General features: G+C 32.3%; 12 protein-coding genes. 7 read left to right on the top strand and 5 right to left on the bottom strand.

Features of this window, described 5'->3' with window-relative positions; all coding sequences use genetic code 11:
* Positions 1-283 precede the first annotated feature (283 nt).
* The 4 genes from HPY57_02380 (at position 284) to HPY57_02365 (ending at position 5480) form a co-directional block, all read left to right on the top strand.
* A complete protein-coding gene (locus tag HPY57_02380) occupies positions 284-1771 on the top strand; it encodes an NTP transferase domain-containing protein (protein ID NPV10623.1) in 1488 nt (495 codons plus the stop codon).
* A 55-nt stretch (positions 1772-1826) separates the two neighbouring features.
* Positions 1827-4580: an insulinase family protein gene (locus HPY57_02375; protein ID NPV10622.1), complete on the top strand. Its 2754-nt coding sequence runs from the start codon at positions 1827-1829 to the stop codon at positions 4578-4580.
* A gap of 121 nt (positions 4581-4701) precedes the next feature.
* Positions 4702-5049: a hypothetical protein gene (locus HPY57_02370; GenBank protein NPV10621.1), complete on the top strand. Its 348-nt coding sequence runs from the start codon at positions 4702-4704 to the stop codon at positions 5047-5049.
* A gap of 8 nt (positions 5050-5057) precedes the next feature.
* The gene (locus HPY57_02365; protein NPV10620.1) at positions 5058-5480 is read left to right on the top strand and encodes a polyketide cyclase; all 423 of its coding nucleotides are present in this window, start codon (positions 5058-5060) and stop codon (positions 5478-5480) included.
* A gap of 1 nt (position 5481) precedes the next feature.
* On the opposite strand, the gene HPY57_02360 is transcribed toward HPY57_02365, so the two are convergent.
* The 5 genes from HPY57_02360 to HPY57_02340 all read right to left on the bottom strand — a co-directional run bounded on the left by HPY57_02360 (position 5482) and on the right by HPY57_02340 (position 10601).
* The gene (locus HPY57_02360) at positions 5482-6738 is read right to left on the bottom strand and encodes a sugar ABC transporter substrate-binding protein (protein ID NPV10619.1); all 1257 of its coding nucleotides are present in this window, start codon (positions 6736-6738) and stop codon (positions 5482-5484) included.
* A complete protein-coding gene (locus HPY57_02355; GenBank protein ID NPV10618.1) occupies positions 6735-7199 on the bottom strand; it encodes an SRPBCC family protein in 465 nt (154 codons plus the stop codon). The genes HPY57_02360 and HPY57_02355 overlap by 4 nt, the downstream gene beginning before the upstream one ends.
* Positions 7200-7258: 59 nt before the next feature.
* Positions 7259-8026, bottom strand: coding sequence for an NAD-dependent deacylase (locus HPY57_02350; protein NPV10617.1), 768 nt, complete (start codon positions 8024-8026; stop codon positions 7259-7261).
* A complete protein-coding gene (locus HPY57_02345; protein NPV10616.1) occupies positions 7995-9053 on the bottom strand; it encodes an HD domain-containing protein in 1059 nt (352 codons plus the stop codon). The genes HPY57_02350 and HPY57_02345 overlap by 32 nt, the downstream gene beginning before the upstream one ends.
* Before the next feature lie 132 nt (positions 9054-9185).
* Positions 9186-10601: a sodium:solute symporter family protein gene (locus tag HPY57_02340; protein NPV10615.1), complete on the bottom strand. Its 1416-nt coding sequence runs from the start codon at positions 10599-10601 to the stop codon at positions 9186-9188.
* A gap of 210 nt (positions 10602-10811) precedes the next feature.
* Between HPY57_02340 and HPY57_02335 the strand changes: the two genes are divergently transcribed.
* The 3 genes from HPY57_02335 (at position 10812) to cas10 (ending at position 16232) form a co-directional block, all read left to right on the top strand.
* Positions 10812-11609 carry a hypothetical protein gene (locus HPY57_02335; GenBank protein NPV10614.1) on the top strand — a complete coding sequence of 266 codons (798 nt, stop codon included), beginning with the start codon at positions 10812-10814 and terminating at the stop codon, positions 11607-11609.
* Between the two features lie 725 nt (positions 11610-12334).
* A complete protein-coding gene (gene cmr1, locus HPY57_02330) occupies positions 12335-13474 on the top strand; it encodes a type III-B CRISPR module RAMP protein Cmr1 (protein NPV10613.1) in 1140 nt (379 codons plus the stop codon).
* Positions 13461-16232 (top strand): type III-B CRISPR-associated protein Cas10/Cmr2, encoded by a 2772-nt coding sequence (cas10, locus tag HPY57_02325; protein NPV10612.1) that lies wholly within the window; start codon positions 13461-13463, stop codon positions 16230-16232. Before cmr1 ends, cas10 begins: the two co-directional genes overlap by 14 nt.

Genomic DNA, 16232 nt, shown 5'->3' with positions numbered 1-16232 from the left:
CCTTGATTTTTATGCAATTTTTAGGAGTTGCTTTAACCTAAGGTGTATAAATTTGAGATAAGTTTAATTTTTGGACATTAAGACTACTTGTTTTTGGTTTTTAAGTTTGGCTATAAAAGAAATCTTAAAGTGGTGAAATTTTATCCATTAATATATTTGAATAAGAGAGTCATTTTCTTTCAAATCGAATTTCAGAGTTAAGATTTCTATAATTAGTCTTTCCCTTAAATTAAATGGCTTCATATATTTGAATAATGAAAAAAATTAATAAAGGAGAGTACTTGTGGAAATTCAGGAAGTAATTGATCAATTCAGCGATAATCTTAATCCAAAAACTAAAGAAGCAGCGGTCATCTTAGCTGCCGGGCATGGCAAGAGAATAAAATCAAACATTTCCAAAATGCTTCACAAAATTTGGGGCGAACCAACTGCAGTTCGTGTTCATAAAGCAGCAGCCGAAGGACTTGAAAACCCTAATATTGTAATGGTCGTAGGAATTAAAGCAGAGGATGTAATTAATACCATCGGTAAAAGAACTCAAACTACATTTGCATTTCAACAATTTCAAAACGGGACAGGTGATGCAGTCAAGGTTGGTATTGAACCATTAAAGAAAATCAATTTTAATGGTGATGTTTATATCTTTCCTGGCGATATGGGTTTGCTTAACAAAGAAACTGTAAAAAAATTCCGTAATGATTTTCAAAATCTAAATTGTGATATGCTTGTTATGACAGGAATTTATGAAGGTGATTACAAAAAAAATTATTATGGAAGAATTATTCGAGTACCAAAAAAAGATAAATTCGGCAACGACTCAGGTGAAGATTTTGGAAGTGTAATTGAAATTTTAGAACAAAAAGATATTCTAAACCTATCAGATGATAAACCTTATGAAGTTTCTTATAAAGGGAAAACTTATTCGTTTACAAAAGAAGAGTTACTAAAGATTAGTGAATTCAATGCTGGTGTTTATGCGGTTAAATTTCAACCATTAATTGAGCACATTAATAAAATTACAAGTGATAATGTTCAAGGTGAAATTTATATAACTGATTTGATCTCAATTTTTAATCAAAATGGACTGAAAGTCAAAGCTGTCTCTCCAGAAGATCAAAGCGTTGTTCTTGGTTTCAATGTGAAAAGCGTTTTAAAAGAAATGGAATCAATTGCACGGTCAAAAGCTTATGAAAAATTAAAAGACATAATTGAGATTGACGATCCAGATGATTTCTTCATTGCCGATGAAGTTATTGATCAAATTCTTGAAATGGATAAAAAAGGTATTCCTCTTGATATTAAAATAGGCAAAGGTGTTCATATAGGTAAGAATGTAAAATTGAATTATGGTGTTGAATTGAAAAAAAATGTCTTTGTCGATGGAAATGTAATCTTCGGGAAAAATGTGAAGATCTGGGAAAATGCTTTACTTTCAACTTTCCCTCATCAGCAATTTATTATTGGTGATAATGTTGAAATTTTATGGGGAGATATTATTAAAGGAAATATCATTATTGGAGATAATTCAAGAATTGAATCAAGTGTAAATATGACAGGAAGTGATGAATTTCCATTAAGAATTGGAAAGAATGTCTTGATCAAAGGTACAAGTTATTTGTTCGGTACCATTGTTGAAGATGATGTCCATATTGAACACAGCGTATTAATCAAAAAGAGAGTCGAGAGAGTTGTGAAGAAAGATGGAACCATTCGTTCCGTAAGATTCTATCTTCCAATGCCTGAAGGTGTAGATTCAGTCTCAGATTTATGATCATTTTAATTAAAAAAGATGATAAGCTATTCAAAAACAATTATGAGGTTTAAATATGAAACAACTAAAAATAATCCTTTCAATAATTTTGGTTTTACTTCTTACATCTAATATTTATGGACAAAAGAAGGGTAAAGATATGCAGCTGAACATTGATATCCCATACACCAAATTTGTATTAGATAATGGATTAACTTTAATTGTTCACGAAGACCACAAAGCACCAATTGTTGCAGTTAATGTTTGGTATCATGTCGGTTCAAAAAATGAAAAACCTGGTAAAACAGGTTTTGCCCATTTATTCGAGCATTTGATGTTTAACGGAAGCGAAAATTTTGATGATGATTATTTTCAAGCTATGGAAAGAATCGGTGCAACGGATTTAAATGGAACTACTAATGAAGACAGAACCAATTATTTTCAAAATGTTCCAACTTCAGCTCTTGATATTGCTCTCTGGATGGAATCAGATAGAATGGGACATTTACTCGGAGCTGTAACCCAGGCAAAACTTGATGAACAAAGGGGAGTTGTTCAAAACGAAAAAAGACAGGGTGAAAATCAACCTTATGGAAAAGTGTGGGAGTTAATTTCAAAAGGAACTTATCCTGCTGGACATCCTTATAGTTGGACAGTTATCGGTTCAATGGAAGATCTAAATGCGGCATCCCTTGAAGATGTCCATGAATGGTTTAAAACTTATTACGGTCCAAATAATGCAGTGCTTGTTATTGCTGGAGATGTAAATACACAGGAAGTTTATGAAAAGGTTAAAAAATATTTCGGTGATATTCCACCAGGGCCACCAATTGCAAAGCATCAGGTCTGGATTGCGAAAATGTCAGGCACCAAACGACAAATTATGCAGGATCGAGTTCCGCAGGCAAGAATTTATAAAGTGTGGAATATCCCTCAATGGGGAACTGAAGAATTGACTTACTTAGATTTAGTAAGTGATGTTCTTGGAAGTGGAAAAACTTCACGACTTTACAAGAGATTAGTTTACGATGAGCAGATTTGTACGAGCGTTCAAGTCTATGGATCGCCAGGTGAAATTGGAAGTCAATTTATGATTGTTGCAACCTCAAAGCCTGGAATTGACCTGAAAAAAGTTGAAGAGTCACTTGACGATGAATTAAATAAATTTTTGAAAGAAGGACCAACTGAAAAAGAACTCGAAAGAGTTAAAACAGAATTTGAAGCATCATTTATAAGAGGGATTGAAAGAATTGGCGGATTTGGCGGTAAGAGTGATATTCTTGCTCAAAACCAGGTTTTTGGCGGTTCGCCGGATTATTATAAAAAGGTTCTAAACTGGGTTAGAAATGCGACAACAAAAAATCTTAAAGATGTTGCTCAAGATTGGTTAAGTGATGGTGTTTACATTTTGGAAGTTCATCCTTATCCAGAATTAAAGGCAATTCCTTCTGATGTCGATAGATCAAAACTTCCCGAACAAGGTCCAGCACCTGAAATAAAATTCCCAGAATTGCAAAAAGCTCAATTAAAAAATGGATTGAAAGTAGTTCTTGCTGAAAGACATTCAATACCAGTTGTTAATTTCAATCTTGTTGTAGATGCTGGTTATGCTGCTGATCAATTTGCATTGCCCGGCACAAGTAAATTAACGATGGAGATGATTGATGAAGGAACAAAGAAAAGGACAGCACTTCAAATAAGTGAAGAACTATCTTTACTTGGTGCATCGCTTGGAAGTGGAAGCGATCTGGATGTTTCTTATGTTTCCCTTTCTGCCTTAAAAAATAAATTAGATGAAAGTCTGGACATCTTTGCAGATGTAATCTTAAATCCAGTTTTTCCAGAAGAAGATTTCAATCGATTGAAAGCTCAGACAATCGCTGCTATCCAAAGAGAAAAAGTTACTCCTACATCAATGGCTCTCCGTGTCTTCCCAAAAATTCTTTATGGGGAAAATCATGCTTATGGAAATCCAATGACAGGATCAGGAACCGAAGAATCTGTTAAGAAAATTACACGTGATGATTTAATTAAATTTCATCAAACCTGGTTTAAACCAAATAATTCGACTCTTGTAATTGTTGGTGATATTACACTTGATGAAATTCTACCAAAACTTGAAAAACTTTTTGATGGATGGAAACCCGGAACAGTTCCAGTAAAAAATATTAGTGAAGTTGCTCATAAAGAAAAATCAGTTGTTTATATTCTTGATCGACCTGGTTCGTTGCAATCACTAATTTTTGCTGGACACATTGCACCTTCAAGCAGCGATCCCGATGATATTGCGATTGAAATGATGAACACAATTTTTGGTGGTGCATTCACATCAAGAATTAATATGAACCTTCGAGAAGATAAACATTGGTCTTATGGCGCTTCTTCATTTTTGATGGGTGCAAGAGGTCAAAGACCATTTATCGTTTATGCTTCGGTTCAAACTGATAAAACAAAAGAATCAATGGTCGAGATTAAAAAAGAACTTGAGCAAATTAAAACTACAAAGCCACCAACAGAAGAAGAATTGAATAAGAACAAACAAAATGAAATCCTTGCACTGCCAGGCAGCTGGGAAACGATGAGATCAGTTTTAGGTTCTATCGTTACAATTGTGAAATACAACTTGCCTGATGATTATTATCAGAAGTATCCTCAAAAACTTCAACAGCTAAATCTTGATGATGTAAAGCGAGCAACAAACAAAGTTATTCAGCCTGATAAACTTGTCTGGGTTGTTGTTGGTGATCGATCAAAAATTGAAAAAGGAATTCGTGAATTGAACTATGGTGAAATTTATTTTGTTGATAGTGATGGAAATCCAATTCAATAATCTTGATTGATAAATTCGTAATTCTTTAGCAATGAATTTTTTCTCAGTCGTCCCGAAAAATTTTTTGGGACGACTTTTAATATTAATTTAACTACAGCTTTCACAAATTAGAGGTGTTTTGATGAAATATAGTAAATACATTGTTGCAATTTTCCTTTTATTCATTTTTTATATTGTCTATGTTTTATTTATTGCAGAATCAAAAGAAATATCAGATTTCTCGAAACTTGGTGTTGATGATAACAAGAATGTTGATGTTAGAGTTTATTTGGCCAAAGATAAACCAATACAGGTTGATGCAATGCAGGGCCAATCAGTTTTTTATGTTAAAGATTCAAATATGAAGTTGTATAAAGTTGTAGGACCTTCAGATTTGCCTGCAGGATTTCAAGATGCAGAAATTGTGGTTATCAGAGGGCACCTGCACCATGATTACTTTCATGCCTCATCAATTGTGAAAATAGATTGAGCATTTTAATGGAAGGTGAAAAACAAAAAATTAAAATTGAAGTATTCGTAAGAAGACCAGTTGAAGAAGTCTGGGAATATTTTACAGATTCTCTTCACATTCGGAATTGGAATTTCGCATCAGATGACTGGCATTGTCCATTTGCTGAAAATGAATTAAAACCGGGAGGAAGATTTCGCTACACTATGGCTTCAAAAGATGGTAAATATAGTTTCGATTTCTCGGGAACATTTGTGAATGTTGCTTTATGGAAATTCCTTTCATACAGGTTGGATGATGGAAGGCTTGTTGAAATAAATTTTGATCAATCACCAAAAGGCACGCTTATCACAGAAATTTTTGAAGCTGAGAATGTACATTCCATAGAACAACAAAAGTTAGGCTGGCAATCTATTTTGAATAATTTCAAAATTTATTCTGAAAACAAATAGTTTAATATTCTTCGCTTAAAATTTTATTCCATTCTTTAGCAGCATCATCGAGGGCTTGTTTGACAGATTTTTTTCCAAGGCAGGCATCTTGAATTGCTTCATCAAAAATGTCTCTTAGTAGATCAAATTTTGGATGTTGAAGATATTTTCTGAGTCTACGGGCTTTTTCTAAATCTTTCGCACCAATTTTTCGAGCTTTAGATTTAAGTGTTCCATCATCAATCACAAAAAATGAATCTTTTAAGGCTTCATTAATCGATGGAAATGTTATTGTAAGCTTGCTAAATTTCAATTGATTCTCTGCATTGGTTAAATAAAAAATAAAATCAGCTGCTTCTTTCTTATGTTTGCTCGATGCCAAAACCGAAACTGACATTGCTGCGAGTTCATGTGTTCCATTTTTGCCAGTTATGACTGAACTTACTCCAGTATTTCTATAAATTTCTGGTGAATTTTCTTTAATACGACGAATAAAAACAGGTCCAGTGAACACCATAGCTACATCACCAGATTGGTATGGTTCAATTATCTTTGAACCAGGGGCAATAATGGTTTCTCTTGGTAAAAATCCATTTTTATAAAGTTCAACCCATTTTGAAATTAACTCAATTCCTTCCGCAGAATTAAATAAAGCTTTTTTCATTTGATCATCTAACATTTGAATACCTTCTGACTCAAGCATAATTGGAAGGTAACTATCTTTCCCAATATTCCAGAAGAAAGAAAATTTACCGGTTCGCCTTTTATATTCTTTTATGAAATTGATTAGTTCATCAAAGTTTTTCGGTAAATCTTTTTCATTAAAACCTGCTTCGCTGATAAGTTTTTTATTATAAATTAAAATGTAAGTATTCAAATACCAGGGCAGGGCAATTATTTTGTCGTTGATTATACAATTTTCTAATGCATTATGAAGATAAATTTTAAATGTGTCAGCAGGATAAAGTGTCTTTAAATCTATAAGTGCATTTATTCCTTCAAATTTTGATAAAAAATCGGACGATAAATTAACTACATCAGGTGGATTGCCAGCAATAATTGCTGAAAGAAGTTTTTGAATTGCTGCATCGTAAGGAATGTCAACCCATTTAATTTTGATGTTTGGATGTCTTATTTCGTAGTTTGAAATTAATTCGTGGAAATAATCATTAAAAGCGGGACTTAGCTGAAGTGTCCAGAATTCGATTTCTATTTTATCACTTTTGTTTGAACAATTGATTAGAATAAAACTTAATAAAATGTAAACGAACTTTTTCATCGATAATTAAACATCTCATCAATTTTCTTGTAACGGTAATCAAAAATTTCATTTAATCTTTTTTTGATAATAATTTGATGAACAAATTTCCCGATTACACCCGCTGGTAATTTGTAATAAACTTTATCGGTCATTTTTACTTTAGTAGAATCAATTTCCTCAAAAAGATGCAGATGGTGCCAGAATTTGTATGGACCAAAAATTTGTTCGTCAACAAAAAGTTTTTCAGGAATTACATGTTTAATTTCTGTAACCCAATTGGTTGAAATTCCAGCAAATGGTGAAACTTTGTATTGTATAATTAAGCCAGGATAAATTTCATCAGGAAGGTTTGATGTTAGAATTTCAAAACTCATATCAGGCGGAGTGATATCGTTAAGATTTACTGGATTGGAAAAATATTTCCAGACTGTTTTGATATCAAAATTTATTATTTGAACTCTTTCTAATTTATAAAGCATTGTTCTCAAAACTCTTTTTAATCTCTTTGAATTGAATTTTGTGAATAATAAAATTTGATTTATTCAGACTGAAGTGATTTCCTTTTTTTGAATTCTTCCACAATCAATGGAAATATTTCTCCCGATTTCCCCTGAAGTACAACATCGGCAATTGAGGAAATTTCTGTTGGATTTGGATTTATCTCAACTAAAAAAGCTCCACTTTGTTTTGCATAAATAGGGATATAAGCAGCAGGGAAAACAACAGCTGATGTCCCAACTGAGAAACAAACATCACAACTTCGAGCTGCTTTTACCGCACCTTCATATTGATCCTCTGGAAGCATTTCGCCAAACCAGACCACATCTGGTCTAATCAAACCACCGCATTCACAATAAATAGCTTTATCAGGATAATTGTCACCCAGATCATAAAACTTTTTGCACTTGATGCAATAATTTCTTTCGATATTTCCGTGTAACTCGAAAACATTTTTTGATCCCGCTCTTCGATGCAAATTATCGATGTTTTGAGTTACTACGACAAATCTTTCAAAATATTTTTCGAGTTCAGCAATTGCATAGTGTCCAGCATTAGGCTGAACTTGATGCATTATTTTTCTTCTGTGTGAATACCATTCAGTTACTAAATCTGGATTTCTCATAAATGCGTTAAAGTTGGCAAGCTCTTCTGGTTTTAGTTTTTGCCATAAACCGTCTTTATCGCGAAAGGTTGGAACTCCACTTTCAGCTGAAACTCCTGCACCTGTAAAAACAACAATTGATTTTGCTTCTAAAAGTTTATCAACAACTTTGTTAATCAGTTCTGTCAAAGAGAGTGTTCCCATTTTTTTCTTCTTCCGAATTTTTTTGATCCATAAACGAATTTTTGAGATAATATTCAGGATCTTTACTGATGAAAAGTGAACTTTGAATTAAATGATGATATTTGGTCCAGTTTGAATTAACATCACTTCCGCCTTGAATTATCTGGCGATATGCATTTGTCTTGGCACTTAATTCATCTGCATAATAAAGTATAATTGATTCCAATGTTTTAGGTTCGACTGGTGATGCATTTTCTAACTTTCCCTGATGACTTAAGACTAGATGGAGAACAAGCGTTTGTAACTCCTCAGGGAAATATGGGATCTGCGCGCAAGCAGCATAAATCCAATTTGCAGCAATTACAATGTGACCCAATAATCTTCCCTTATCAGTATAATCAAAGGCAGTTTCGTAAGAAAGCTCTTCAATTTTTCCAACATCGTGAAGCATTGCGCCAGTTATCAATAAATCTCTATTAATTGGTGGTTGAAAATTAGATTTTTCAGAAATATCGCACATCAAATCACAGATCTGAACAACTTCAAGAGTATGTTCGAGTAACCCGCCGATATAATTATGATGAAATGATTTTCCAGCTGGTGCAAAACAAAATCTGTCAAATCGTTCTTGATTGAAGATATTATGAAGTAAATTTTTTAACCAGTCATTTTGAATTTTTTTTACTCGTTTCCAGAATTCTTTTTTCATTTCATCGGGATCACGAAGAGAATTAGGCAAGAAGTCATTAATGGTAACTTCTTCACTGTTCTCAACAATCGCTGCAGTTTCAATTTTTAATTGAAGTCTCTCATTAAATAATTCGACCGAACCTTTAACTTTAACTATTGCTCCAACTTTAGCCTGTCTATGAAATTCTTCAAAACCTTCCCAGTAATTTCCAGATATCGAACCTGTCTTATCAGAAAATTCTAGAACTAAATAATTATTACCATCCTTTTTCTGCTTGACCTCTAATTTTCTCAATAAAAAGTAGTGATCGATTAAATCTTTATTCTGCAAATCTCTGATGGATTTTTGATTTAGCATGATTTCCTTTCATCCTTTAATTACAAAATTAACATATGAAAGAGATTAAATTGATTCAAATTTCATATTGGAGAATAGAACGACGAAAAAAATTTTGAAACTTATGAAACCCTTAAGAACTTTTTTAAATAATTAACTAAAAAGTTTTTTGATGGCAGGAATAAATTCCATCAACCACTTTTCACTTAAAGCCGAGAAAACAAAAACTAAGAGCGCAGAACCAAGCGAAATTAAATAACTTAATTCAAATCCAAATAAATAATGGGCAATAAACCATATTATTGAACCTACGATAACTGTTAAGTTAGCACTTATTCCATTCCCGAATTTTCCAAGTAGTCCAAACATAAACACGATAAAAATCCCACTGCTGCCAAACGCTGATGCATCTTTTACCAAATTATAGACACCTTCAGCTTTAGTTGCAAGAACATAAGCTATTATTCCTGCGATTAAAACATTTATTCGAGAAATCTTCACTTTTTTCTTTTCATCTCTGATTTTAAAGGATGGAAAAATTAGGTTGTGAGACATCAAAGCTGAAGATGCAAGTAATGTACTATCAACAGTAGATAGAATCGCTGATATAAGAGCTCCGGCAAAAATCACATACAGAGCTGGTGAAAGAAATTTTTGTGCAATTAATGGAAGAATTTGTTCTGGATGTTCAAGTTCGGGTAAAAGTTGATAGCCAATAAGTCCAAGACTGAGAGGCATAAGTCCAATTAAAATATAAAGTGAACCAGCCACGATAGAAGAGTGTTTAGCAACTTTGTGAGATTTAGCTGCGAAAACTCTTGAAACCATTTCCTGGGCAATTAATGAACCACAAATAGGAACTGCCCAAGCCTCTATTGTTAATAGAAAATTTATTGATAAAGATATATTGCTTGAAGCTTGAATGTTTAATTTTTCAAATGTAATTCTGTTTAAAATACTCTGTAAATCGACTCCGTTCAAAAAAACAATATAAGAGAGTAAAATCAAACCAAATATTAAAACAAGTCCTTGAATTAAATCTGTGTAAGCATCAGCGAGTAATCCGCCAAAAACAGTGTAAGTAATTACTATTAAAGCTGATATTAGAATAGAAGCTTCCACAGAAAGATTTGAAGTGGATGATAGAATTAATCCAAATGCGCGAATCTGTGCTGCTGCCCAGAGTATTGAAGTTGGGATCATTATTATTGCAATGATTTTCGCCGTAGTATCCGAATATCTGTTTCTAAAAAAGTCAGCTATGGTCGTTAAATTCATTTTATAAAGCGGAACTGCGAAAAAGAAACCCATCAATAAAAGGACAATTCCGTAACCAAAAGGATCTGCTGTAACTCCCGCAAGTCCTGATTCATAAGCTGCACCAGCAGTTCCAATACAGGATTCAGCACCAAACCAGGTTGCAAATATTGAAAATGTCGTCAGGAAATAACCAAGTCTTCTTCCCCCTAAAAGATAATCATCTTCTGACTTGATGAAGCGTGAGATGTAGAAACCAAGAAATAATTGTAAAAGAATGTAAATTAAAATGCCGAATAAAATAAGACTCAATTACTCTGATAGTCCTCCAACATAGGTTGAAAATTTGAATGCAAATATATTAACCATGAAAAATTAATCAAATGGTTTTTGAAAAAATGATGATTAGCGAATCTTTTAAATGAAAGATTATGAGGTAGACTCTCTTTGAATGATTTGATTGTAGTTTTCTGGAACACAAACATTTTTTTATATTTTAACAGATAAAATTGGGGGATTAAAATGAAAAATCTGAACAAAATTCATAGACGAAATTTTTTAAAAGCCATTGGAGTTTTATCATTAACTCCATTTATTAATGCTTGTGAATCTTCGGTTGGTTTCTGGGGCGATGAAGATGGAACAAGCCGCGATCGACCAACCAAACCAAATGTTGATATTTTAATTGACGGGACTGAAGAAGAAATTGCTCAATCTCTTCAAAACAAAGATTCTTTAATTCAAGACTTATATCAAAATCCGGGGAAAGAATTAAAGATTGGTTTTTTACAGGACCACGCTTATAATACTCTAAAGTTATCATTCGTAAAAAGTAATTTAGCTTCGTATCAACATCTTCGAATAGTGAACACTTACAATAATGAAACCGCAAATATTTTATGGGGCAGAGATGGTTTATATCCAACAATAAAATTTGTTGATAATTATGGAAATGTTATAATTAAAAATGGTAAACCTCTGGAGTTTCAAATTTCTCTTCCTTCAAAGCTTAATAAGACTGCCTCACCAGCAGATTGGATCATTGCTGGTATAAAAATTTTTGGAGTAGCTTTGCTGCTCTGGATCGGATTTTCGATTGCTAAATATGTCGTTTCTGCAATTGCATTCATTGCATTCAATGCAATGGCAATCGGATTGGTCCTTGCAGGACTTGGAATTGTAATCGAGATAATTCAATGGATTTTAGGCAGAACAGGTATAACAATCAATGATGTAGCAGCGTTTTTCCGAAAAACAGTATCATCGTTGGTTGCTTTACTTTTAGAGGTGACAAATTACATCGTAAATTATTCCGGTTGAGTTTTTTGTTTATTTCAGCTTAAAATTTTTTTGTGATCTAAATTTATTGGCTCATCACGATATCTGGAGAGGTCTCTTTGGCTTTAATATGGGGAAAATGTTTAATTGAAATTCGTCCTTGTGATTCATAGAAGAAAAGAATGAATGTTGAATTCATTTTAAAGGTTTTTACTTTCTAATTTTCTTAATCTTAGACACCCTCAGTCTCATATTGGTGTACTTCAATTTGTACTTCAGTCGAAATGCTTTAAAAAACAAAAGCCCTGTAAGTTGTTATATTACAGGGCTTTACTGCGTGAGCGCGGATGGAATCGAACCATCGACCCTCTGCTTAAAAGGTCGATAAAAACAATAATTCCTGCAAAAATCGCTTAAAATTGAAGGTTTTTGATAAATTTTTATGTCTATCTTTAAGAAATGTACTTCAGTTTGTACTTCAGTTATTATAAACAATAACAACCTAACAATTTATTATTAAAAGACTTGATAATCAATAAAGATTGGTTGCAATTTCTTCAAACTTTAAGAAATGATTAAATCTATAATCTCTCGAAGAATAAATTAATAACATAACATTAATTTCCCCCTTAAGCATATGGAAAATTTAATTAAAAATACTTATGTTAGAATAGTAATTGATCTATTGCCCGTCCCAAAGTAATCGAATAAATAAGATCCCATAAAAAAGAAAATTCAAAGATGTATAAATCAAATCAGGTTTTAATATGAAAAAATTAACATTAACATGCAAATTGATAACACCAATGTTTATGGCTGGGGCTGATAGTTCCACCCCAGAATTACGAGCATCGGAATTCAAAGGTATGATGAGATGGTGGTGGCGTGCAATGAAAGCTGAGGATAATATTCAGGTTTTAAAATCTGCTGAACAAAAAATTTTTGGAGGAACCGAAGAAGGAACAGGTAAAAGTAAGGTAACCTTAAGAATTCTAAGCCCTAAAATTTCAATAGGGCAGAATATAGGTTCTGAGTTAGCTAATCTAGAGGGGATTAAGTACCTTTATTATTCTACTTTCCTGCTTCAATCTCGTGGTAACCGAATTTTTAGAAGTTACTTTAAACCAAAGCCTATTCAAGAGACTAAAAATTCTTCTGATTGTACTCAATTTACAATTGAATTAACTGCTTTTCACGAAGGCATAAATGTCTTTAAACATTTTGTGGCATCACTTTGGCTGTCAATTTACTTAGGTGGTTTTGGTACAAGGGCAAGAAGAGGGGGCGGTAATTTAGAAATTACTTCTTGTAATGGTGATAACTGCGATATTGATTTTATTTGTAATGCAAAAAATATTGACGAATTAAAAAATTGGATGCAAACTAATCTTAGCAAAATAAAAAACATAATAAATCAATCATCTAATGGAACTAATAAATACACCAACTTAAGTAATCAAGTTATTTTGATTTTTGAACCTAAAAATAATTGGGTAAGCGCATTAGATTTTGTTGGTTTGAGGTTCAGAGAATTTCGACATAATCATAAAGAAGATATTTTTAGGACACCTGCATTTGGAATGCCAATTATGCACGGAAAATTTAAAGTCCGTTTGGTCCCTTATATTGCAAGAAGACCAAATCAAAGGCTCTCAGAAAGATGGGCATCCCCTTTAATTATTAAAGTTATAAAGTCCTTATATGAAGATTATTATCCAGTTGTAATTAAACTTACACCTGGTGGAATAAATTTTATAGCCAAAGAGACAAAGAATAATAATAATGAATGGAGAATTAGTGATCGCGATAATGATATTCAAAAATTTAATGCTAAAATTTTGGATGATTTTTTAAATGAACTAAAAGAGAACACTAACTGTAAGGAAATACCCGATGGACAGACCTGATAAAAATTTTTCAGAAAAACTTAAAACCTTCTTGCATGATCCTATAGATAAAGTTATTGATATCCCAGATCACATTGAAAGAGCAAAGCATTATGCAGATCTTATAGGTATTTCAGAAGTTGATGTAATTAAAGGTCCTGATCAAATTGCTTCTTGTATGGAACGAAGTTTACTACCAAAAGAACAAGTTTATACAGATTTTGAAAAAGAAGATTTATATCAAGCCTTTAATGAACTAAGACATCCTCTTTCCGCTGAAAAATTAGAAGTTGAAATTTCGCTTGATAATAAAAATATTTCTAATTTATTTGAAAATGTTTATCAACGACTAAGTCGAAAGATCTCTAACTTTGACGACAAACTTAAGTTTTTCTATCTCTGGAGAAACTTACTTGACGAGCTCTATGAAAATCAGACTGATAATGATTGGCTAAAATACCTTCCTTTATTACCAGCAGATACTCGAATTCCTGATCATTCTATTTGGGAACATATTAAAATCGCATCAGCAATCAATGCTTTCTATGATAAAGAAAACAAATTAATCTTTCAAAAAAACTCTTTATTTCTTTTCTCTTTAGGTCCTGTTCAATCTTTTATCCATCAAGCAAGGAAGACACAAGATTTTTACATGGGCAGTTATTTACTATCTTACTTTACCTTTTTAGCTATCACCGAAATCATCGATAGATTTGGACCAACTGCTGTTATTTACCCAGATTTATATAAACAGCCCCTTGCTGATTGGTATTTTGAGAAACAATATAAAATGGAGCTTAAAAACTCCCTCTCGTTCTTTGCTGATTTACCAACCATCCCTAACAGATTTGTTAGCATTATTCCTGAGATTGATAAAGATTATATCGAAGAACTCGTTAAAGATATTCAAAATAAAATTCGAAATGAGATAAAACTAGCTAAAGAAAAGATTATAAGCGAATTAGGTATTAAACTAAGTAAAAAATTAAATGATAGTCTTGATTACCACTTATCTGATTTCCCACAAATTTACTGGGTCGCATTACCATGGAGATTAACTCAACAAAATAATTCAAAAGATTTATCGCCAAATGACTTGAAAGATTTTTTTGAAGAAGATGAAATTGAAAAATGGAATAATCTATGGTCTTTTGTGGAAAAGAATGGTGAACATTTACCCAATATCGGGCTTTTATATCAGTTATTATATACAACCCTTGAAAAAGCCCATGCATCAAGAAAAAATCTGAGAAATTTCTCTTTCTTTCAGGAAACAGGTATTAAATGCTCCATTTGCGGTGAAAAAAATGTACTATTCTTTTATGAGAACGAAAATCCAAAAAAGTTTTTAAGATATAATCCAGATGCTTTTAACTTTATTAAACAATATGATTTCCCCAGAAGGTATCTAACCGAAGGTGAAGGATTATGTGGTATATGTTTCTTTAAAAGAACATTTGATATCTATCTGACCTCATTGGGAAATGTGATGTATGATCTGTTTAAGAATTTTAGTTTCCCATCTACCTCCGAAGTGGCAATAGCAAGCTTTAAATTAAAAGCATTGACTTCTGCAAATAAAGAATTAAGAGATTACGAAAGTGAATTGTCACAGAAAAAATTCCCCAAATGTTTACCCCTCCCTAAATTAAAAAGCAAAATGAATTATACAATAGAGGGAATGTGGTTCTTTGAGGAAAATTTGAGGAGTGATTTAATTGAGGCGGAATTAGGAATAAAATTATCTGAAGAAGAAATCGGCCAAATAAAATTAAAACTTAATAATTTAGTTAAAAAGGTTGGTAAGCCAAATCCATACTATGCAATAATTCATCTTGATGGGGATAGTATGGGTAAATGGCTTTCAGGTGATTTATTACCATCAATCGATACAGCATACAATACAAAGATATGGGAAAAATTACCAGAGGACTTTAAAGCAAAATTACAAGAACATCTCCCAAAAAAATTTCTTTCACCTTCTATTCATGCTGCAATATCAAATGCTTTAAGAAATTATACCATAGAGTTCGTAAGAAAAATTGTTGAAGAAGAACATTTAGGAAAATTAATCTATGCTGGTGGGGATGATCTATTAGCTTTTGTTAACTTAGAAGACTTGTTAGATGTTATAGAAAAGTTAAGATGGGCATTTTCAGGACACATTAAATTCCAAAATGGACAAATCATTGTCGATAAGAATAATACAACAGGCTTTGTTGAAAAAGAGGGTAAATTATTTTTAACCATGGGTCCAAGTGCTTCGGCTTCTATGGGTATAGTTATTGCTCATTATAAAGAGCCTTTAAAAATTGTTATAAATAAAGTCTTTGAAATGGAAAAAGAAGCTAAGAATGGTGGTAGAAATAGATTTGCAATTTTATTACTCACAAAATCTGGTGAACCCAGAAAAGGTGTATTTAATTGGATTGATGACGAAAAAAACCTTTTATTGACTGATTTAATGAAGAATATAAAATCAATGATAAATGAAAATGCATCAGGGTATATTTCTCACCGATTTATTAAGACTTTTAAGAGTGAATTTATGAAATTGAAAAATGAGCAGGGCCATTTCTCAGGCTCTGAACAAATTATTAAAACCATCCTTAAGAGACTGGTTTCTAGGGCATATAATTCTGAACTTAAAGAAGGTAAGAAAGAATTTTGTGATAAATTTTTATCATACATCTGGCGGCTATATGGAGCTTCCGAAATGAACATTGATTACTTTGTAAATATAATTGAAATACTATCCTTTATGAATAGAGGAGATTAG

This window comes from Ignavibacteria bacterium (assembly GCA_013177855.1).
Classification (GTDB): domain Bacteria; phylum Bacteroidota; class Ignavibacteria; order Ch128b; family Ch128b; genus Ch128b.
This window is presented reverse-complemented; position numbering and strand designations above follow the sequence as displayed.